Origin of the sequence: Blautia sp. An249 (genome assembly GCF_002159835.1) — a bacterium.
Lineage (GTDB): Bacteria > Bacillota > Clostridia > Lachnospirales > Lachnospiraceae > Blautia_A > Blautia_A avistercoris.
The window spans coordinates 1-21,610 of record NZ_NFJL01000010.1 but is presented as its reverse complement, the minus strand read 5'-3'; the positions used below and the strand labels follow the sequence as shown (position 1 = coordinate 21,610).

Below are 21,610 nucleotides of genomic sequence, written 5' to 3'. Positions count from 1 at the left end.
CTTGCTCAAAGAATTTGTCAACACAAAAATTTTAGAAAATTCATTTTTTGTTCATTTTTTCAGGATAACCCCTGATTTTCTCAGGTTTTATCAACGAATTCCAGGCTGATTACGGCCAGACAGCCATAGAAAACAGCAAAGATCAGAAGGAGCATCCACAGCCACAGCAGATGTTCCGGAGTGGAAGTATAATCAGAAAGTGTTGTAAAACTCATGGAGTTTACATCTGCACTGCTGCAGACCGCCGCCAGCCCCCACCGGCTGATAGTAAAATAGGAAAGAATTTCCGGAATCCCTTCCAGATCAAAGATCATTCCCGACATAATTAACTGTATAATCAGGGCAAATGGCATAACCGTCATAGCCGTATTCTCTGTTTTTACAATAGAAGAAATCAGAAGCCCCAAAGCGTCCGCACTGAAAATTGTCAAAAAGAATGTAATCCCGATTTCCAGAGACGGCCAGAAAATCACACCCTCTCCGATAAAATGTCCGTGACTGGCTACCCGGACAATCCCTGTCACAACAACCGCCTCTGCCAGGCTGAGAACCCCTTCGTAGATCCAGTGGGCCATTAAATAGGAAGACATATGCAGGCCCGTCCGGTGTTCCCTCTTAATAACTGCCCGTTCTCTGCAGATGGTTCTCACGGAATTGAATATCCCGATCCAGATACAGGCGCAAATCAGGGCAAAGGCGCCGCTTCTGGTTTCCTGATAGGTAACAAAGGTATTCTCTCCTGTCACCATACAGATTAAAAGGGAAATCAAAACCACGCTGATAAATATCTTCCATCCTTTTTCGTTTACAAATCCCCGAAAACACCGTCCTGTATAGATTCCTGTCTGTCTGCCTCTGGAAATATGCCGTTCTTCCATCTCCTACACCTGCCCTTCCTTCGCTCTTTTTTCTATATATACATCTGCCAGCCCCTGGCCTCCTTCTTCAGGCCGGTTCACTCTTTGCACAATCTCTTCCAGAGATTCGGCACGGAAAAAGGTTTTCGCCTCCTGAATTCCCCCGTAGAAAACCAGATGTCCGCTGTTATCCCGCTGGTTTTTGCAAGTACCAGTACTTTAGTGAATAACTCTGCCGTCCGGTCAGGGCTGTGGGAAATCACCATAACCATTTTCCCCATATCTGCAATGGCTCTGAGTTTTTCCATCAGTCCTCTGGCCATAATCCCATCCAGGCCGGAATCCGGCTCGTCTAAAAAGAATAATTCCGGATTTCCCGCCAGTTCCACAGCGATGCTTAAGCGTTTCCTCTGACCGCCGCTTAGATTCCCTGCCAGAGTGTCTCTCTCTTTTTCCAGTCCCATCAGCTTCAGAATCCATTGGGTACGTTCCTCCCTGTCTTCCCGGGAGGCGCCGGCCGGCATTTTCATCTGTACTGCACTGTACAGAGTATGAAATACCGTATCCTGAATCCGTATCAAATCCTGCTGAGGGACAAATCCGATACGGTACTTTAATTTCTCATATTCTTCATAAAGATCCAGCTCTCCGTACCGGACACATCCGGTGGCTTTCTCATACCCCATCACAGAATTCATAAAAGTGGTCTTACCTGCCCCGGAGCCGCCTAATATCAGTACAAACTCCCCGGGATCGATGGTCAGCTGAATATCTTTTAACAGCGTCTTCTTCTGGAAACCGGTCCAGACGGCCTTCTCCTGAATGTCCACAACCAGCTTTCTTCCCTCTCCCTTCCAGGTGCGCTCCTCTTCTGTCCAAAGGCTGTCTCCCTGGCAGAAAAACCAGGTGTCTCCCGCCTGAATCAGATCCATAGGCTCCAGCCGGACACACCCCAAAACCGGGACGCCGTTTACCCGCACGTGATTTTCCTCTCCCTGATTTATTACAAAAAGATCATTATTTTCTTTATAAAAAGAAGCTCCTTCTATCTTCAGATTCTCTTTTGTCAAATCGGTTTTTCTCCATGGGCGCGCCTCTTTCCTCAGAAATACCATTTTAAATTCCGGTTTCGGATTTTCTCCGCGCCTGGGAGTCACAGCCAGAATATCCCCTTCTTTCAGAAGATGCGGCTCTTCACAACGTTTCCCATTGATCCAGGTTCCGTTGCTGCTCCCCAGATCCCGGTAAAACCACTGCCCCTGAATTTCTGTAAACTCCCCGTGCCGTCTGGATACCACGGCGGAAGGAACTGCAATATCTGTCTCTTCTGCTCCCGTTTTTCTCCCGAAACTGCTTGTGCCCTGCAGGACAAACTCTCCTGCATAACCATAAAGGTGAAAGAAAAGCAGTCTGGGCTTCTTCTTATTTTTCATCTTCTCTCTCTCCATTCCAGGTTTTTAATAATTCTTTCCGATAGGCTTCCATATTCGCATCTGCCTCCTGTGCCGTTACAAAATTGGGATCCGAGCTGAACCGGCTTCGGGATTCTTTGATCTGCCTTTGCAGAGCGGCCTGCTGTTCCACAGGCGCATCCACGATATACAGATTCTCTTTATAGCCGGAATTTCCCACCAGGGTGTAGTCCTGCCCGGCCTGATAAGAAAAGTACAAAATATCCCATATGCTGTTTACCTTTTCAAAGGCTTCCAGGGCCGATAACTCCACAATGGGATTCCCATACAGTATTAACGCCTGGTATTCAATGTGGCTTGGAAGACTCTGTATCTCTTTAATCTGATTGTTTTCTAAAAGCAGCACTGCTTTTCCCATGGTCAGGTTACTTAACGGCGAAATATCAGAAACCTGATTATTCCCCAGATCCAGATAAACTAACTGGTTGAAAGAGCTTCCCAGCGGATCTGTTTCCCGGATTTGGTTATCATTTAAAACAACCGCCTTCAATGAACTTTTATTCTCCAGCCCTTCCAGAGAGGTAATTTCGTTATGGTCTCCCACCAAAACGGAAAGTTTAACACAGTCGGCAAGGGGCGAAAGATCTGCTGCCCGGTTATGGGAAATGTTTAAATGCACCAGCTCCTGGAATTGATTTCCCAGCGCCGAAAGATCCCGTATCTGGTTATTCTGAAGTTCCAGATTGGTCAGATTGGTGCATCCTTCCAGGGGATCTATGGACGAAATCTGGTTGTTTCCTGCAAAGAGCATCTTTAACTCTATTAGTCCCCGGCAGGCGTCTAAAGAGGAAATCTGATTCTCTGATATTCCCAGGTAAGCCAGATCTTTACAGCCGTTTATGGGGGTGAGATCTGCGATCTCATTTTGATCTGCGTACAGGTTAAGCAATTTGGGGAAATTCTCCACCGTTCCTATCTCCGTCAGCTTATTTTTCTTTACATCTAAAATGTGAAGGCCGGCGCTGTCCTTCAGAGGAGATAAATCCGCCACCTGATTTTCACTGATGTCAAAGTCCTGCAGCTTGGTTTTTCCCTCCATCCCTGTAATATCAGAAATAGCATTCTGGCTTAAATCCACCGTAAGCAGTTCGCTTAAACCTCTCAGACTGCTGATGTCTGAAATCTGATTCCCGCTTAAGGAAAGGGTGGTAAGTCCTTTACAGGCTTCCAGGGGACTCAGATCCACAATTTGACACTGGTCCGCCTGAAGCTCCCTTAAATTCTTACAGGAAGCTGTCCAGCTTAAATCCGAAAGTCCTGTTTTACTGTAATTGACCACTTCTAACTTTGTACAATCCGAAAGCGGGTCTGCCTTTACTCCGTCAAGTTCCATATTGGAAAAAGACAGCCTGGTCAACTCTTTCATTCCTCCCAGAAATTCCAAATCCTCCACTCCTTTGCAGTTTCCCATATAGAGTCGGGTTAATCCCGGGAAATTTTTCAGAAAGGAAGTTCCGTTTCCCAAGTCTGTGCTGGTAACTGCCAGCTCCTTAATTCCTGAAAAATCTCCGGAAAAATACTGATTTCCGTCAAAGTTTTCTATCTGGGAAAAGTCGATGTACTCCAGATTTTCCATTTTTGACAGAGGTTCTAAACTGGTAAACCCGGTACAGTTGTTGAGGCGAATCTCGGTTACAGAATCCAGCTCTGTAAAGAGTTCTAAGGTTTCGTTATTCAGAACGCATTTATTTAGAAGCATCCCCCTGACTTCCTTATCACGTCCAATGCGTTTCACCATTTTTTCTGTGACGGTTTCTTCGCTCAGTTCGATCCAGTCTGAATCTTCGATTCGATAAGGATTTTGAAAATAGGAAATCCCCGCCGCCGAAAAGAGAATTATCCCTCCTATCACTCCCAGAAGGACTGCCGCAATGGTGGTCTTTTTCCGACGATATTTCGGAGGTTTTCTCTGCGCCCTTCTTTTCCTGGAGACGGTCACTTTTGGCTTTTCTGATTCCGTGGGCCTTGGGCTTTCCTGAAACAGTCTCTGCTGCAGTTCTTCTACGGTCCGGATCCTGTGATCTGCCCTGACGGCCAGCCCTTTCATCAGAACTTCTTCCTGATACGGGGAAATCTCCCCTCCCAGTCTGGAAGGAGGTTCCAGCTCATCCCGGAAAGAACGCTGCAGACTGTCCATGGGCGTTCTGCCCGTAATGCACTGATAGATGGTGGCACACAGGGCGTATACATCTGTCCATGGACCCTGCAGAGATTTGTCCATATACTGTTCGTAGGGGGCATATCCCTTTTTTACCGTCACGGTAACTGTCTTTCCCTCTCTCTGTTCCATATCAATAGCGGAACCAAAGTCCAGCAGCTTCATAGAGCCGTCAGGCAGTACGCGAATGTTGTCCGGGCTGATGTCCCGATGTAAAATCCCTTCCCCGTGAAGCTTTATCAGGGTATCCATCACCGGACACAGAAGTTGGGCCGCCCGTTCAAAAGAGAGCGTTCCATTCTCTTCAATATAAGATTTCAGATCCTGCCCTTCCAGATATTCCATAACCAGATACACGGCTCCGTTCTCTTCCAGATAATCCCGGACGTTTACAATTCCGGCTTCCTGTGTGAATCTGGCCAGGTTTCTGGCTTCTTTTAAAAACTTTTCCTTACTCTTCGGATCTGTACTGCTGTATTCCTTCACTGCAACGGATATATTCAGCATCTCATCTCTGGCCAGCCAAGCCGTGCCGAATCCGCCTTCCTGGATCTGTGTTTCTAACCGGTATCTCTCTTTGAGTAATGCTCCTTTTTCTCCCATAATTTCATCCCCTGTCATCTCCGTAATCTTTCTTCTATTTTACTTTATACCTGCCTGTAAATTTGTTTCAGAAACAGTAAAATTTTCAACTTGCGCCTTTTAAAATCCCATGCTATACTACTCCTAAAAAATTATTTAACAGGAGGATTTTATTTTATTATGGAAACAGACCCTGACGGTAACTCTATTCTTTTTCAGTTACTTCTTTTACTGTTCTTTACTCTGATGAACGCTTTTTTTGCCGGAGCAGAGATGGCGGTGGTATCGGTTAATAAGAACCGCATCCGTTCCCTTGCAGAAGACGGCAATAAGAAAGCTCTGGTCATTCAGAGTCTCTTTGAAGATTCCACGAAATTTCTTTCTACCATACAGGTGGCGATTACCTTTGCCGGCTTTTATTCCAGTGCGTCCGCAGCAGCCGGAATTTCCCCGGTTTTAGCCCAGTGGATGGAGCAGTTTCAAATCCCTTACAGTTCGGCCATTGCCCATAACGGTGTAACCCTTGTACTTATGTTTTTCAATCTGGTGTTCGGAGAGCTGGTGCCTAAGCGGATTGCCCTGCAAAAGGCTGAGACTTTCTGTATGGTAACGGTGATGCCCATTCATTATATTTCCGTTATTCTGTCACCCTTTATCCGGCTTTTGTCCGTCTCTACCAAAGGGGTGCTGAGACTGCTTCGTTTAAAGACGGAGGATACGGAAGAGGCTGTCACGGAAGAAGAGCTTCGGGCCATGCTGAAACTCGGTCATGAACACGGTACCTTTGACGACAATGAGAAGGAAATGATTGATTCGGTATTTTCTTTCTCCGATAAAAATGCCCGGGAGATTATGGTTCCCCGTCAGAAAGTGGTGGTTCTTAATCTGGAAGATCCTTTGGACGAAATTCTGGATGAGCTGCTTCAGACGAGACATTCCCGGATTCCTGTATATGAGGAAGAGATTGATAACATTGTGGGCATTCTCCATGTGAAAGACGTGATGATCCGCCTGAGAAAGGGCGAACCTTCCAGAGAGGAAATCCGTCAGATGCTTCACAGCCCCTTTTTCGTACCGGAGAAAAAAGACGCCGCCCAGCTCTTTCGGGAAATGCAGGCCGGCCGGGTTCATATGGCAGTTCTGGTGGACGAATACGGCGGTTTCTCCGGAATTGTAACCATCGAAGATCTGGTAGAAGAAATCATGGGAGACATTAACGAAGAGTATGAAGAGGTGGCGCCGGAAGTCATTCCGGTAAATGAAAATGAGTTTCTCTTGGACGGCAGTCTGACCATTGACGAAATTAACGAACAGTTCGGTCTGAAACTGGAATCTGAAGACTATGATACCATTTCCGGCTATCTGATCGAACAGTTAGGATATATTCCCACCCTGCAGAAACAGGAACCGGTGGAAGCCTGCGGGTATCTGTTCTGTGTGGAACAGACAGAAGGCAATACCATCCGGCAGGTTCGGATGAAAAAAATATCTGAATAAAGACAAAAAGGAGGCTTGAAAATTCAAGCCTCCAGTTCATTTATCGTGCAGCCTTTACACATGACCTCCGTTTTCATAATACTTTACGCTGTATTCACAGATCGCGTCATAGAAGGCCACCATGTTTTCCGGTGGAACGTTTTTCTGTAAATTGTGGATAGATCCTAAAATCAAACCTCCCCCTGCCGCCAGATCATTAATTCTTCTTCGCACCTCAGCACGAATCTCATCGGGAGTGCATTTTGCAATTACCTGCTGGCTGTCGCATCCGGCTCCCCAAAAGGTAATCTTATCTCCGTAGGTCTCTTTCAGCCAGGCAGTATCGTCCATTCCTTCTGCGCTTACCTGAACAGGATTCCAGCAGTCAAAGCCCACATCTTTAATAAAATACGGAAGAAATTCACGGATGGAACCGTCACAGTGATATACAATCTTAATGTCCGGCTTTAAAGAACGGATATGGTTCACGATTTTCTGATGGGCCGGCATGACCACTTCCCGGTAATTGTCCGGGCTGATAAGAGGCGCTTTCTGAGACCCAAGGTCGTCCGCCATGCGCGCAATGTCTATGTATTCTCCCGCATACTGCATAATCTTTGTCCAATGGGCGCAGTGCCAGTCCGCCCTCACATTTTAGGCAGATCTCATATCAAAAACTTTTACTCAGCAGAAAATCTGCTATGTGCATGGTTTTAATGCCTTCATAATTTCCATCGGCAAATAAATCTGTTCTCAAAACGTATTTCGGATAATTATCTTTGATTTGTAAAAGTCTTTCATATTCTCTTCTTTCAGTTTTTTCTGTTCGTATTTCCTGTGTTACCTGCACATACAGTTTCTCGTTCTGTCTTTCAGCTACAAAATCTATTTCGCTGTCACCGAATTTACCGATATAAACCGTATATCCCCTGCGGCACAACTCTAAATAAACAATATTCTCAAGGCCTGATGCCACGGTTTCCTCTGAATATCCAAGGACGCTATATCTTAACGCCACATCGGCAAGATAAAACTTTTCCTGAGTTTTAAGAATCTCCTTTCCCTGTAAATCATAACGGGAACAGCGGTGAAGCAAATATGCCTTTTCCAGTTTTTCAAGATAACTGTAAACTGTTTCATTATCAAGCTTTCTTTGTTCCGCTTTGAGATAATCCGATATGGATTTCGCAGAGAAAGTATTTCCTACATTGCTGAAGGTATATTTTACGATTCGCTCAAGCTGATCGATCTTGCGTATTTGACTGCGTCTTACAATATCTGAAAACACTGTAGAATTATAAATATCCCGGACGATCGTATAAACTTCCTCCTGGGTATATTTCTTCAGATGAGTCACAGGGAAACCACCAAGTCTGACATAATCTGCAAATTCTTTTTTTACGTCGCCAACCGTATCGTATTGCGACTTAAATGTGAGATATTCCTCAAAAGAAAGCGTGTAAATACGAAAAGAAATATATCTTCCTGTCAGATACGTAGAGATTTCAGATGACATCATACGAGAGTTAGAACCTGTTACATAGATGTCTGTATCATAATCCGAGGACAGAGAATTTACTACTTTCTCCCAGCCTGAAACTTCCTGTACTTCATCAAGAAAAAAATAGGTCTTGCCGCTCTGCCCTATTCTTCCCTTTAATTCTGAGAACATCTGTTTCGCTGTCATATCCTCATATTCCATTGAGTCAAAGCGGTAACTGACAATCCGATCAGCAGGAACGTTTTTTTCCTTTTGAAGTTTTTCCATAATCATCTTAAGTATGGTAGACTTGCCACAGCGTCGAACACCGGTAAGAATTTTTACAAATGGCGTATCCACATACGCCATAATTTTATCTACATATAACGGTCTATAAATCATTGGTATCACCTCCATTCTTAATAGTATACTCCAAAAATCCCAAAATATAAATATTTATTACGGTTATAACCAGAAAAACTTTGATACTGACCATAAACTAAAGTCCATACAAAAGAAGGGTATCCCTTCAAGTCATTTTATGACTTTTGGGACACCCTCAATCTTATAATACTCTTCAAATTTCTTTTTCGTCTCTTTATACCTGGAACGGCTGATGGGTATCTCCAGTTTTTCTCCGGAAAGTATCACTCCCTCTGTCGAAAACCTTCGGACAAATTCCATGTTAATAAGATAACTCTGGTGAGTTCTCAGGAAGTAATCCGGCAGCTTCATTTCCAGATAATCCATCTTCATATAAATTACATATTCTTTTTCTTTGGTGACAATCTTCACAGTACGTTTATTGCTCTCTACGTAAGTAATCTTATGACATAAAATTTTCTGTATATTTCCTTTCCAGGAAACCACAATACTTTCCTTATCCTCTGTCTCCTCTTCCGATAATATGCGGGGAATCCGAAACGCTGACAGTCCTGTACGTTTCTTATCCTTTATGACTTGCTGCAGTTCCTCAAAAGAGGAAATATCTTTTGTATTTTTTAATGCATCCTGAATCTGTCTGACCCAGCTTTCACTATCCGGCAGATCCAGGTCATATAGTAATATTCCTCTCATTTTATCTCCTGAAAAATTTCTATTACCACTATATCCCATTATTTTCAAATATTTTCCAGCGAGAACTCCCGGGTAAATGCCGGAATTCGTTTCCTATGTTTCACAGACCGTCCCCTCCTTTTTGTTCTTTTTCCTTTCCGGTATCCCGGACAATTGCTAATGCACCGTTGACTTTTTCCACCTGGAAGGAAAAGGGATTCTCTTTTTCCCACCGGGGATTTTTCTCTGCCTGTTCTTTCCATTGGTAATAAGCCTTTAAGAATCCTCCGTGAAGCAGTTTCTCCGCTTCCATTCGTACCCGCACCGCTTCTTCAAAGGTTTCATAAGTGCCAAGCCAGTACCGGGTCTGTTTCAGGCCGATACAGGTCTTATACTTTCCGTTTTTGGTCAGATAGACTCCCCGGAATCCACTGGTATTATCTTTCCTGTATTTTCTTTTTTCCAGAATTTCTATACAGGTTCCGTCCACATGATGGAGACGTTCCGGAAGCTGTTCCTGGATTTCCTGCTTCAGACATCCGCAGCTTCGGTAGTTTCCCCATACCAGACCGTCCTCTGTCACATCGGTTTCCCTTCCGCAGTCGCACCGGCAGTGCCAGTAAACACCCCCTTTACGATCTCTTTTCTCTGTGGGATACATAGGAGTCAGTCTGCCGAATTTCTTCCCATATATGTTCCTGACGCCTTTCCCCCGCTGCATCCGGGCACAGCCGCAGCTTTTGGTCTTTCCTGCTTTTAATTCATGGGCCGCCACGATCTTCTCTCTGCCGCAGTCGCACCGGCACAGCCAACAGGTTCTGCCGTTCTGGTTTTGGGCCCGGCTTAGGGCCACCAGTTTCCCGAAACGTCTGCCGGTTAAATCTTCGGCAATCGAGCCGTTTCTGGCTGTCTTTTTTTCTGTACATCCGCAGTCGGTTACCGTTCCCCGGGTCAGCCGCCGGGTGTTTACCTTAATGATATTTCCACACTCGCACTGGCACAGCCAGACATAGTACCGATCCTGTTTCTCATCCAGCCGTTTTAGAACTTTCAGTTTCCCAAAGGTTCTGCCTGTTAAATTCTGATGCATCGGCATACGTGTCCGCTCCTTTCCTTTCTGTTGAGATTTCAGAGTTTCTTCTGACCGATTCTGCTTTTTCTGTAACTGAGGATCAGCACAGAGAATATCAGGGCTGTACTGACTGTCAGGATTCCTGCCAGGAACCCAACCGGAGTGTTGTCTCCCGTTTTAACGCTTCCTTTAGAGGAAGAAGAAGTATCCGGAGTTTTCACTCCTGCCGAAGAGAATCCCCCTGCCGGGTTCTCTTCCTCCTCTTTGTCTGCTGCCCATTCATTTTTCGGTTCCACAGTAATGTCATACGATAGTGTCCCATCTTCGCCTGTTTCCGGAATCTGGGCTAGAAACGGATCGGATCGGAAGACTCCTTCCCTTAAGGTCACATCCCCTGTGGGTGCAAGGAGATAAAGACCCTCCTCTAATCCTTCAAATACCGCATAGCCACTGGCGTTCGTGGTTTGCTGCACCCCTTCTGTCTGCTGCTTCTGTACAAAGGCGTACAGCTTCTGAGCCGCTTCATATCTTCCAGAGGCGCTGCTGTCTGTCAGGGACACCCCACAGGAGGCAAATTCGTCCTTTAGATTCCATTTCCCTTCTTCGTAACTGCCGACAGGATACAGAGAAAACTCTGCCCCGCTTAACGCAATACTTTCTTCCTGAGGCGTTACCCCATGGTAAAAGACAGTGATGGAACCGACTGGACTGTCTGCCGCCACAGAGACAGCCGACAGGAACAGAACAACTGTAAGCAGCATTCCCGTCCACCCCAATTTTCCTATGATTACTTTCATTTCTTCTTTTTCCTCACTTTCCCGGAAATTTTCCAGATAATGATAATCAGTACAAGAACCCCCAGTCCTGTCAGCAGAACCTGAATTTCATATGGTATTTTGAGCCCTGTATCAATCTGAGGGGGATCAATTTTCTCTGCGTCCTCATACGGAATTCTGTGACCACGGATCAGCAGCCGGTGGGTATTTACCGCATAAGGGGTGCAGGTCACCAGGGTTACATAGTCCTTTCCCTCTTCAATCTGCAAAGCCTGGGTCTCCTGCGGCAGTACCGTCAGAATCTGATCCACCTGATAGGCTAAGGTTTCCTCCAGAATACGGATATAAAACACGTCGCCTTCCACTATCTTATCCAGATCTGTAAAAAGCTTCTTCGAAGGCAGCCCCCGGTGTCCGGTCAGGACGGCATGAGTGGAATCCCCGCCTACCGGAAGAGAAGAAGATGGGAAATGTCCCACTCCTTTTTGCAGGACAGCTTCTGAGGTCGTATGGTAGATAGGAAGTTCTTCATCAATTTCAGGGATTATGACAGATCCCATCATGCCGCTGCTGTCCATATTTAACAGTTGGCTGTATTCTGCTGATGTTTCTTCTTTACTGGTTTCAAACGTATCTCCTTCAACGGAGGTATTTCCTACCAGACGGGCATTGTATGCCCTGGCTTCTTCCAGAAGAGCCTGCCGCCTCTCCCGGGACAGCTTTGCCGCCGCCTCATCGTAAAGGCTGATTGCCCTGGAGCTGTTTTTCTCATAGAGATAGTTGCTTACCGTTGGATATAACAACACGGAGAGAGCAACCAGAAAGACAAAAATGCGGATAATATCAAACAGGATCCTTGTTTTCTTCATTGCTTTCTCCCTGGTGTTATATTTTTATGGAAATCCTCCCGGGAACCGGAAGGTTTCCGGCTCCCGGAGGAACTTTCACTTTTTTATTCCCGCTTTATGCGGATTTACGTCTTCTGCTGATAACGAAGCTTGCGCCCACGCCCAGAAGCAGTACGATTCCGGCAATGGTAAAGATCACCGTACCCATACCGCCGGTGCCCGGTAAAATAGTTCCCCGGTTATTGACAACGTCAACAACTAAATCCTCATCCTCGGTATCATTCACCGTGATGCTGTAAGAAGGTGTTTCCCCTTCCGTAGTATTTGTAATTTCGATTTTTACCGGAGCTGCCGTGTTAAATCCTTCCGGAGCGCCTGTCTCCACAAGATAATAAGTACCCGCTGCCAGGCCGTTGATCTGAAGGTTATAGCCGCCGCCGGCAATTTCTCCTGCAGTTATAACTGTATCTGTCGAATCTGCTGCGTTCTGATCTTCTGCTACCACATACTGGCCGTTGGAGCTTTCTGCTGCCATTTTAATCACAGTGCCTCCGGCAGTATCTTTATGAAGCTGGAAGGATGCGCCTGCCAGAAATTCATCCGTTTTTCCCTGTTCAAACTTATGTACATTCAGTGCGAAGGTGGGAGTTTTTACTATATCCGGGATGGATTCTCCGGTCTCCTCTGTTCCAGGCTTGTTGCTGTATTCCAGTTTCGCGCTGTTGCTTGTATTATCCATAACTGCGTCTTCATTTACTTTTGCATAATAAGTAACGGTAATGTCCTGTCCGATCTTATCCTGATTTGCTTTTACAGTGTCCGCTAACTCCAGTGTCATCTCTCTTCCGTTAATGGACGCCTCCACCGGAGAACCTGCTTCACTGCCTACAGAAACCGTTACCTGTATCTTGTTATCGGTAACTGCAGTTCCCTGTAGATCACTGACGAAATCAAGACCTGCGCTTAAGGTATCCTTTAATGTAAATACATAGGTATCCGGATTATAAAGACTCATATCCGGAACCTTCATGGTTACGGTATAGGTAAAAACATCACCGATCTGTACATCCGCTTTGTCTGCTTCCTTATCCGGCGCCGGCGTGTCAGATTTCAGGGAGACAGTTGTGTCTCCGTTTACAGTTACCAGGGAAGACTGAATGGTCTCAGATCCTCCAAGCCAAACCAGATAATATCCTGCTTCTGCATTTTCAAACGTATAGGATCCTGCGGCAGTGGCTGTACCAACTTTATAATCTGTATTTTCTGTTCCTGTGATTGCGGTTCCTGTAATAATCTTTTTCGTAAAATCATTGGCAAAGTTCTGTACATTTGTTCCTTCGCCCAGTGCAGCAATTTCCGAATACAGCTCATAACTGTCTGTACTTGTGGTGTTTAACACTTCTTTTAATTCCTCTGCATATGTGGAATTCACCTGATAATCCGCAGGATCGGTCTCTTCCAGATCAAACAGCTTAAAGATGTAAATATCCTGTCCTGTCAGGCTGCCTCCGGCCATTGCGTTTACAGTCAGACTGCCGTCTGCTGCCGGTGCTGCAAATGCAGTTACGCTCATGGCAAGCATCATAACTGCAGATAACAGCAGCGCCATTGCTTTTTTGAATCTTTTCATTTTCTCTTCTCCTTTATTTTTTATTCTTTATAGCAATTCTGCTTTCTCTGGTCTTTCCTCTTCCTGTACTCCATCGCTGCAGCCAGAGACAGAAGCAGAGCTCCTATCATATATATCCATCGGGTTCCCCTTCCTCCTGCTCCGGGCAGGAGACTGTCAAGTCCATACCTGGTATTTGTAATCGTCATGGTATAGTGGTACGTTCCCTGATAGGAAACCGTAGTCTTATAACCGGGCAGAGAATCTTCCGTTACATAATAGGTGTAGTTGTATTTCTCCCCGCCCGCATCGGTGTAATAAGCCGTATAGGGCTGTCCGGACAGAATTTTCTCCCAGGTGTGTTCCGACTGATAGTCGGCTTTTTCCAGAGTTATTTCCTGTAAGAAGTCTTCATCCCACACGGTTTCTCCTGCTTTGTCCTGGTAGCTTCTGGTTATGTGCAGTACGATTTCTTCCGGTCTGTCTTTGTCGGTGTCATTTTTCCACACCTTCTGAATCCTGAGCTGCACCGTATCCTCACAGGGATCCTGGGCATCCGGAGGCATTTCCTCGTCTCCGGGTTTACCCGGTTCGGTGGGAGCATTGTCCATCAGAACTGCCATCGCCCCCTCTTCCAGATAAGCATTCAATTCTTTTGTCTGACCCTGCCCGTCAGCCATTACCGCGTCTTCCAGATCCGTAAATTTCTCTGTCTTTCCGGCTGTCAGATGGGTAAGGGTATAAATATTCCACCCGGCTTCACCGTCTGCTGTAAATTCATCCTGCAGAATCTGCCCTCCCGGCTTCTGAATCTCCCCGAAGGTCTCATCCAAATCCCGGTAAATCCGGTACTGGTTTCCTTCCCCTTCAATCCCTGAAAGGGTATTGAAATCCCAGTTGGATTCCAGGGAAGAAGAGCCGGTAAAAGGCCCGGTGATTCCTTTTGTACCACGCACCACATCGGCCAGGTACATCTGATTATTCTTCAGCAGGCCTTCCTCATTCAGACCCACAAAGCCTCCGGCATAGCCCAGGTCTCCCTGGCCGTTCCGGTTATTCCAGGCGCCTCCGCCGTAAACGTCATATCCCTGCTCCACGCCGGTTACCGTACATCCGCTGATTCTGGTACGGTTTGCTTTGATCAGGGAAATCCCTATTTCATTTTTTCCTTCTTCTTCATCCAGAATGTTTCCATTTCCGTCGCATTGTAGGGTAATCTTACTGTCACCAATCTCCACAGTGACCAGCTCATAATCTTCCCCTGTGTCCTTATCCAGAGAAATCTTTACCTTCAGCCCCAGCACATCCAGCTGTACCAGGTTTCCATCCGTAAGCAGATCCACTTTCACCACAATCAGTCCCACGTGGATCAGATCCCCCTGCTGCAGTTCTCCCAGGTGAAGAAGTTTCAGAACTTCTGCTACCACATCGAACAGACCATTAACCAGGGGCGAATTCACATCGATATCCGCCAGGTAAGCAAAGCTGGTTCTGCCTGCAAAGCCTCCGGCAGTCTCATTGCTCGCCACCTGTTTCAACCCGGTTACCTGGTTGTTGTCCAGTTTTGCAAGATCGGCATATCCGGCGAATCCTCCGGCAATTTCCGACTTGTCTTCTTCCAGGCTGCGGCTGGTAACCGTAAATCCGTCCTGCGGCATTCCGCTTACATAAGAGTCCTCTACATGGGAGCCGAATACATCCAGAACTCCGGCACCCACACCCAGAAGATTGTCTAAAATCCCCAGACTGTCCACATCTACCGTTCCGCTTTTCCCCAGGTGTCCGATGAAGCCGCCTACATAGCTGACTCCCTCTGCAGTCCGCAGATTTTCCACCCGGCTTTGCAGCACTGTTCCGTTTAACAGGGTTCCGCCGAATCCTCCGGCATTTCCTGTATAGACGGGCTTATTTTCAAACTCGGTTTTCTTTGCTCTTCTGGCAGTCACTTCCAGTCCGGAATTCTCTGTCCCTTTCACACCGGAAGAATAGATATACGTCCGGAAGGCATCCAGCACATCCACGGATCCAAGTTCCAGAAGGGCTCCCAGTATCGTAGTTGTTCCATCTTCTGAAAGCCGGGCAACTGCGGATACGTCCGCCAGACCGAAGAAGCCCCCGGCATGTTCTCCTGCTGTAACACTGCGGAGGTTCTCCACCTGTACGCCGGATGTTCCCTTTCCCTCTTCTCCTATGACTGCCCCGTTAATTTCTCCCGCAAAACCGCCGGCCGCTTTGGCATAGGCCGTGTTTCTGTTTTCATCCTGATATACGCCGTTAATGAGGATTCCGTAAGGATCCCAGGCCTTCACATCTGCAGCCCGTATGGTGGATAAGGTAGCATTTAAAACAGACAGTAAGTCTCCGGGGGTTCCGATTACACTCTGCAGAAGACCTCCCAGAAGGCCGCTGCTGCCGGCTGTATCCAGCGCCGCTGCGCTTCCCGGATCAATCCGTCCTGCAAAGCCGCCCACCGCATTGGTACCGTCTACTCTCCGCAGATTTTTGGTTTCGCATCTGCTGACGGCGGCCGTTGTATCTCCTGCTGTCTCAGGCTGATAGTTTCCCCATATCTGTCCGCCAATCATATGGCCTACATAGCCTCCGGCATAGCCTGTCTTTTCCACTTTTCCGTCAGTTCCCTCAGGTCTTCCCCAGGCTTTTACAAACATTCCGGACTGGTATCCCGAAACACTGCTGTTTCGCACCACCGGAACAAAGGTCTGTACTGCTCCCAGCGATCCTGTTAAATCCAGTCCTGCCAGATCCACATTTCCTACCTCTGCCGCTCCGCCTGTAAACATCTCCCCGGCAAAGCCCCCGGCGCTTTCGTATGCTGTCACATCCTTCACATCCAGGGCATGGGCGTCTGTAACAACGCCGCCCTGCATTCTTCCCACGTACCCGCCTGAAGTTCCGGCCTGGTATTCTCTTCCTGCCGGCTGCGTTCTTCCTGCTTTCACATTGTATCCATAGGCATATTTTTCTATCAGAGCCTGTAATTCTTCCTCTGTATCTACCGGTTCGGAAGGGAACTGGCTTCCGTAGACGCCTCCTGCCCCTACGGTCTGTGCCCAGGCATTCCAGATATCCAGATCCAGCATACGAAGAGGTCCGTATACCGTCGTATTGGTCTGGGTAGGATATACAGCCTGCAAAAGCCCCAGCACGTTATCTGCCTTTACCAGCCCGAACAGCAGGCTGATGTTTCCTGTGCCTGCCAGACTTGCATTTTCCATCAGACCGGTAAAGCCTCCGGCAAACTCTCCGCCGTATACGGAACGCAGCCGGATTACGGCGCATTCCCGGTTCTGTCCGAGAATTCTGCCACCATGGTTATATCCCACGTAGCCGCCGGCCATCCCCCGGATTCGGTCATCATCTGTCTGACCATCTGCACGAACTGCGCCTCCGCAGGGAATACAACTGGCCTGACAGTCTTCTACAATAGGAATAAAGGACTGTACAAGACTTGCCAGACTGTCATTTACATCAATCAGCCCATTTAATATGGAACCGTCCTCCAGAACGGAAGCCACATCGCCCGGTTCCAGAAGTCCGGCAAAGCCCCCGGCTTCTTCCCGTCCGATAATATAGGCAAAATTAACTGCATCACTGTTTTTTATCTGTGCACCGGAACTCTCTCCTGCGTAGCCGCCGGCTTTTCCAATTACTTTGCCGCCGGCATCGGTTCCGTCGGCAAGTACACTGTAGCCTCCCACACATCCGGTGACATGAGAATTCTCAATTTTGGTTGCAGTAACATCTAACGCTGAAAGCACGTCATCCAGACGGATGCTGTCTCCCAGCAGTCCCAGACCGCCGCCTGCCTTAGCTGCAGATCCAATGTCGGCACATCCGATATATCCTCCCGCATAGTTTCCTCCTGTAACTGCATAGGAAGAATCTGTTCCGAAATAGCTGCTGCCCTCATCCGATTCCAGACTGTCTGAGGGCGGTGTTACCTTTGTATGTTTCAGAGAGGTAACATCGGAATTCTTTATCTGTACGCCGCTTCCCCTTCCCATATATCCTCCGGCGCTTCCGTCCGGATCCGAAGCCGATACGGTAAAGCCTTTCGGGGCGGATTCTACTCCCGCCCAGGTAAGGGTGGGCACATAAACTTCCAGGACATTCAGAAGAGCGCCGATGTTCAGATCCAGAATGCCGCCCAACAGCTTCAGCCCGTCGGAAGATGCCGTGGAACCGGCATCTGCTTTGCCGGCAAAACCTCCGGCGTACGCCTCTCCGGAAACCTTTTCAAGACCGCTGACTCCATAAGGTTTGCTTTCGCTGTTCTCCACTTGTCCGCTTTGCATATATCCAAAAAATCCTCCGGCATATACGCCTTTGACCTGAGGATTTTCTCCGTTTGTTACGAAATCTGCCTGACAATTCTTATAGGAAGGAAGCAGATACGGCACTAAATTCAGAAGGGAGGATACATCCAGGATTCCCGGAAGTGTCAGAGAACCGTCTTCTCCTTCCTGGGCGATTCCTGCCAGACCGCCGGTCTGAGACCTTCCGATAAAGCCGCCCGCATAACTTTCTTTCCCTTCCTGCTTTTGAGCCGTTACCTGTCTCAGTCCGGAAATTTCTGCATTTTCTATCTGCACGCCTTCTGCTTCGGAAATAAAGCCGCCTGCCAGTATGGATTCCCCATCTGTCAGTTCTGCCTTTCCGCTTGCGTCTACCGTCATACCCTGTTGTATTCCTGTCACACTGGTATTAGAAATCCCTATCTGCACGCCATCTGCTAAATTCAGCAGATTGTCCACTTTTACTGCGCCAAGGCCCAGGAGATCCAGTCCCCCTTCTTTTACCAGGCTTCCGCTTCCTGCTCTTCCTGCCAGACCTCCGGCATAATTACCCGCGCTTACGGAAGCGATTTCTTCCAGACTTACTTCCTGAATGGTTCCTCCCAGAATCAGGCCCATACCGCCGGACGCATATTTCTTATCTGCATGGACGTTCAGATCGGCGCCGATCAGGTTTACTCCCGACACTTCAAAAGGCAGATAGCTGCCGATCCCGATTGCTGTATTTAAAATACCGATGGGATTTGCAGTTACTGCGCTTCCCGCAATTCCTCCGGCATAATTTTCTGCCGTCACCTGAGAAAGCCCGCTAATCTCCGTTTTCCTGTTTTCCCAGGCCGTTATTCTGACTCCGTCTCCCTGTCCGGTCAGACCGCCGGCATAATCGCCGGTAGCTGACGTTTCAAAATGATCTCCGGAAACGCTGCAGCCTCTGATTTCTGACGGCGTCATACCTGACAGAGAGAGAAGGGTATTTAACTCTTCCTCTCTTCCCGGAACTGCCACCTCTGCAATCAACTGCGTCAGCGAACCAAGAAGAGTCCCTTCAATCTCATTTTCTCCTGCCACGGTGGTTCCATATCCGATGGTCGCCCGGCCGGCAAAGCCTCCGGCATATTCTGCAGCAGAAACCTTCTTCAGGCCGGTGATGCTGCAGCCTTTGCTGATGCTGTTTGTCATGGCTCCGTTGAAGCCGCCTGCATATTCTTCTCCTGCAGTTACCACTACAGCAGTTCCCGTGACACTGCAGTTGGTCTGTCCAGACTGAATATCAAAGGTATACAAATCCACTCCCACTTCACTTAGCAGGCTGTCAATCACTGCATCTCTCGCGATTCCTGCAAAACCTCCGGCTCCCTTTAAAGCCTGAACCTGGCTAACATTCTGCGCCTGACAGTTTTCTATCTTCGTAGCTATCTGAACTCCCACAAATCCACCGTGATATTCGGTGGCAGGATTTCCTGTGGTCTGGCCGGACAGCGTTACGCGACATCCGCTGATCACCGGATTGTAATAGCCGATGGGAATCAATTGTCCCAGTGGAATATCCTTATCCAGAAGTAAGGTAATCAAATCTCCCAGTCCCAGACCCGGCACCACGTTCAGCAGGTTAGCCAGAAGCTTCACCGTAAGGTCTCCTACATCAGAAAGCAGATCATACTTAGCCGTTCCTTCCGTATATCCCACGAAACCACCTGTCATACCTGATATACTTCGTATGGAGACATTTTCTGCCGTGCAGTTCTGGATCTTCACATCTCCGATGACCCGGCCGGCAAAACTTCCCGCTGCGAAATTGTCCTTCTTTTGCCCCTGCAAAGTCAGAAGCTCCTGAAGCATCTCTCCCAGTTTCAAATTTCCCAGTTCCGGAATCGCCCATCCCAGAAGTGTATCCACCAGATCTTCTACAATACCGAGGACACCTCCCAGAATGCTTCCGACAGCGCCCAGCAGCGCCTCTACCAGCGACGGATCCACGTCCGCTACCTTTGTGGAATCTATCTGAATATCCACTGTCTGCAGATGGATGTCTTCCACCACCGTAGTTCCTGCGCTGGCGCCCAGGGCCGTTTCGTCGGTACGGTTGCTAATGGATCCGAAGAACCCGATTCCTCTGGTGGTTGTGGGATCCAGTTCCTCATCTTCTGCCAGGTGGTAATAAATGTTGCTGATGGTAACCGGCGCATGATCCACCATGTTCTTTTGGCCTTCCATATTTCCCGAAAGAAGCAGCGGCGTCCATTCATCATCCATTTCATTGGAGTTCACCCCTTCTGCGGAAAGGTCAATGTCACGGAAAATAATATAATTGGCATCTGCAGAATAAATCAGATTCTTATATTCCTGCTTTAACTGAGTAAGACCGGCCTCGTCCTTATTGGGGCGTCCCGTCTCATCCACACCGCAGATTTCGCTCTTTCCTGCAAGAACCACACCCAAAAGTCCGCCTACCAGATCCAGAATTCCATTTAAAATAGAATTGTCGTTTAAATCCACATCCGCCAGTTCGTACTTTCCGTGGCTTTTATAATAGGTATATTCTTTCTGGTCTACTTTATCCGATACATATGTAAACCCCTCCAGATGTGAGGTTCCTCCTTCTTCCTGAACGGCCTCCAGTCCCAGGTCCGCATCTCCCGGATAATACGGGGTATAGGTAGGATGGTCTCCGAAAATTCCGCTGATCAGTCCGGGCGGATTATAGATATATAAACGGGGGGTCACATGGTTTCCTGAACCCACCGCCCTTAACTGAGATTCATTTCCTATTAAGATATATTTCTCACCGTCAATCTCTGTGTAGACCTGACCCGGGACGCTCCGCCCTCCGGCGTCCTCTCCCTCCAGCCAGACCGTATCATCCATTAAAAGAGCCGCCTGCATTTCAGGCATCTGTTCTGTGAAATTCTGGGACAGAATGTAGTGATGACTGCTTCCGTAAGTCAGGTAATCCTGTCCTTCTTCCTGTCCGGACAGGGACGTTTTGTCCGCATACAGAAGGTTCCCCATGCCAAACTCCGAAGGGATCATATCCCGGGACATAACCGGTTCTTCTTCTGCATTTTCAGAACAGATAGTCAGAAGCTGGTAATTGTGATAAATATAAATGCTGTCCGTTTCTTCCTCATAAAGAGGAGCAGACGCATCCGCCGGTTCTCCCAGGAAACGGCCGCTGAATCCATCCGGAAGGGTCCACATACTTTCTGTTTCCAGGGGAATATCATCCATAAGCTGATACTCCCCGTCCAGGCTGTATGTCACAGAACCTCCGTCAGCAAAAACCGGCTCTCCGGTTCCGAAGGAACCTTTTTCCTGATCTTTATCTGTCAGTACCGCCCCGGTCCCAATGGCCCGGAGCTGGTCCAGATTATAAATCTTAATCTTTCCGTCTTCATATACAACAGATGAATTATCCTCTGTTATATCTTCCTGAGGATCTCCTGCAAACACTTCCTGCTCTGTCTGCTGGTCTTTTAGCCCGGATTCTTCAGTGAGAACTTCTGCTGCGCTCTCTGTCACTGCTCCTAGTGTATCTCCAGTCTGGTTCTCTGCATAAACAGGAATGGACTGGATAAAAAGTCCTGCAGTTAAAATCCATGCTATTAATCTTGTCCGCTTTTTCTTTTTCATTTTTCTTCCCATTCTTGATTTCCTGCAACAATAAGGGATATTTCTGCTGTCTTTGAAAACAGCACATAATATCAGTTATGTTGTAAATATTGATGAAAAACACACTTTTTCTTGAATATCTCATGTAACTATTATGTTACACCCTTCTAATAAAGGATGTCAATATGCCGTTCTTTACATTTTGGAGTTTTTTAGGCCAATTTTGATTCAAAATGTCTCTCATTTCAAAAATAAATAGAATTTCCCGGATTTTATTGAATACATAACTGATATTATGT

The 21,610-nt window shown here is 47.4% G+C and carries 12 protein-coding genes; 1 reads left to right on the top strand and 11 read right to left on the bottom strand.

Going from position 1 to position 21,610, the window contains the following annotated elements; translation table 11 throughout:
- Positions 1 to 80: 80 nt before the first annotated feature.
- From B5F53_RS10410 to B5F53_RS10400, 3 genes are all read right to left on the bottom strand, one after another.
- Positions 81 to 878, bottom strand: coding sequence for an ABC transporter permease (locus B5F53_RS10410; RefSeq protein WP_087223094.1), 798 nt, complete (start codon positions 876 to 878; stop codon positions 81 to 83).
- Between the two features lie 77 nt (positions 879 to 955).
- Entirely contained in the window at positions 956 to 2,290 is a 1,335-nt protein-coding gene (locus B5F53_RS10405) for an ATP-binding cassette domain-containing protein (protein WP_162610576.1), read from the bottom strand.
- On the bottom strand, positions 2,280 to 5,090 hold the full coding sequence (locus tag B5F53_RS10400; protein ID WP_162610575.1) for a leucine-rich repeat domain-containing protein: 2,811 nt from the start codon (positions 5,088 to 5,090) through the stop codon (positions 2,280 to 2,282). Before B5F53_RS10400 ends, B5F53_RS10405 begins: the two co-directional genes overlap by 11 nt.
- A 159-nt stretch (positions 5,091 to 5,249) precedes the next feature.
- Here B5F53_RS10400 and B5F53_RS10395 point away from each other — a divergent pair, with 159 nt between their 5' ends.
- The gene (locus B5F53_RS10395) at positions 5,250 to 6,566 is read left to right on the top strand and encodes a hemolysin family protein (protein ID WP_087223088.1); all 1,317 of its coding nucleotides are present in this window, start codon (positions 5,250 to 5,252) and stop codon (positions 6,564 to 6,566) included.
- 54 nt (positions 6,567 to 6,620) lie between these two features.
- Here the strand turns inward: B5F53_RS10395 and B5F53_RS10390 are convergent, their stop codons facing one another.
- From B5F53_RS10390 to B5F53_RS10355, 8 genes are all read right to left on the bottom strand, one after another.
- Complete coding sequence (locus tag B5F53_RS10390) at positions 6,621 to 7,157, bottom strand: uroporphyrinogen decarboxylase family protein (RefSeq protein ID WP_087223086.1); 537 nt, start codon at positions 7,155 to 7,157, stop codon at positions 6,621 to 6,623.
- Between the two features lie 58 nt (positions 7,158 to 7,215).
- Positions 7,216 to 8,427, bottom strand: a complete 1,212-nt coding sequence (locus B5F53_RS10385) for an ATP-binding protein (protein WP_087223084.1) — start codon at positions 8,425 to 8,427, stop codon at positions 7,216 to 7,218.
- A gap of 132 nt (positions 8,428 to 8,559) precedes the next feature.
- Positions 8,560 to 9,102 carry a LytR/AlgR family response regulator transcription factor gene (locus B5F53_RS10380; protein ID WP_162610574.1) on the bottom strand — a complete coding sequence of 181 codons (543 nt, stop codon included), beginning with the start codon at positions 9,100 to 9,102 and terminating at the stop codon, positions 8,560 to 8,562.
- 100 nt (positions 9,103 to 9,202) lie between these two features.
- The gene (locus B5F53_RS10375; protein WP_087223080.1) at positions 9,203 to 10,177 is read right to left on the bottom strand and encodes a transcriptional regulator; all 975 of its coding nucleotides are present in this window, start codon (positions 10,175 to 10,177) and stop codon (positions 9,203 to 9,205) included.
- 32 nt (positions 10,178 to 10,209) lie between these two features.
- Positions 10,210 to 10,950, bottom strand: a complete 741-nt coding sequence (locus tag B5F53_RS10370; protein WP_087223078.1) for a pilin N-terminal domain-containing protein — start codon at positions 10,948 to 10,950, stop codon at positions 10,210 to 10,212.
- Complete coding sequence (locus B5F53_RS10365; protein ID WP_087223076.1) at positions 10,947 to 11,798, bottom strand: class C sortase; 852 nt, start codon at positions 11,796 to 11,798, stop codon at positions 10,947 to 10,949. The genes B5F53_RS10370 and B5F53_RS10365 overlap by 4 nt, the downstream gene beginning before the upstream one ends.
- 94 nt (positions 11,799 to 11,892) lie before the next feature.
- Complete coding sequence (locus B5F53_RS10360; protein ID WP_087223074.1) at positions 11,893 to 13,407, bottom strand: SpaH/EbpB family LPXTG-anchored major pilin; 1,515 nt, start codon at positions 13,405 to 13,407, stop codon at positions 11,893 to 11,895.
- A 20-nt stretch (positions 13,408 to 13,427) separates the two neighbouring features.
- A complete protein-coding gene (locus B5F53_RS10355) occupies positions 13,428 to 21,344 on the bottom strand; it encodes a Cna B-type domain-containing protein (protein ID WP_242970294.1) in 7,917 nt (2,638 codons plus the stop codon).
- Between the last annotated feature and the right edge of the window lie 266 nt (positions 21,345 to 21,610).

Bases quoted from the DNA above. Each gene is read 5' to 3' on its own strand.
- B5F53_RS10410 (WP_087223094.1), bottom strand. From the start codon at position 878: ATGGAAGAACGGCATATTTCCAGAGGCAGACAGACAGGAATCTATACA.
- B5F53_RS10405 (WP_162610576.1), bottom strand. From the start codon at position 2,290: ATGAAAAATAAGAAGAAGCCCAGACTGCTTTTCTTTCACCTTTATGGT.
- B5F53_RS10400 (WP_162610575.1), bottom strand. From the start codon at position 5,090: ATGGGAGAAAAAGGAGCATTACTCAAAGAGAGATACCGGTTAGAAACA.
- B5F53_RS10395 (WP_087223088.1), top strand. From the start codon at position 5,250: ATGGAAACAGACCCTGACGGTAACTCTATTCTTTTTCAGTTACTTCTT.
- B5F53_RS10390 (WP_087223086.1), bottom strand. From the start codon at position 7,157: ATGCAGTATGCGGGAGAATACATAGACATTGCGCGCATGGCGGACGAC.
- B5F53_RS10385 (WP_087223084.1), bottom strand. From the start codon at position 8,427: ATGATTTATAGACCGTTATATGTAGATAAAATTATGGCGTATGTGGAT.
- B5F53_RS10380 (WP_162610574.1), bottom strand. From the start codon at position 9,102: ATGAGAGGAATATTACTATATGACCTGGATCTGCCGGATAGTGAAAGC.
- B5F53_RS10375 (WP_087223080.1), bottom strand. From the start codon at position 10,177: ATGCCGATGCATCAGAATTTAACAGGCAGAACCTTTGGGAAACTGAAA.
- B5F53_RS10370 (WP_087223078.1), bottom strand. From the start codon at position 10,950: ATGAAAGTAATCATAGGAAAATTGGGGTGGACGGGAATGCTGCTTACA.
- B5F53_RS10365 (WP_087223076.1), bottom strand. From the start codon at position 11,798: ATGAAGAAAACAAGGATCCTGTTTGATATTATCCGCATTTTTGTCTTT.
- B5F53_RS10360 (WP_087223074.1), bottom strand. From the start codon at position 13,407: ATGAAAAGATTCAAAAAAGCAATGGCGCTGCTGTTATCTGCAGTTATG.
- B5F53_RS10355 (WP_242970294.1), bottom strand. From the start codon at position 21,344: ATGGGAAGAAAAATGAAAAAGAAAAAGCGGACAAGATTAATAGCATGG.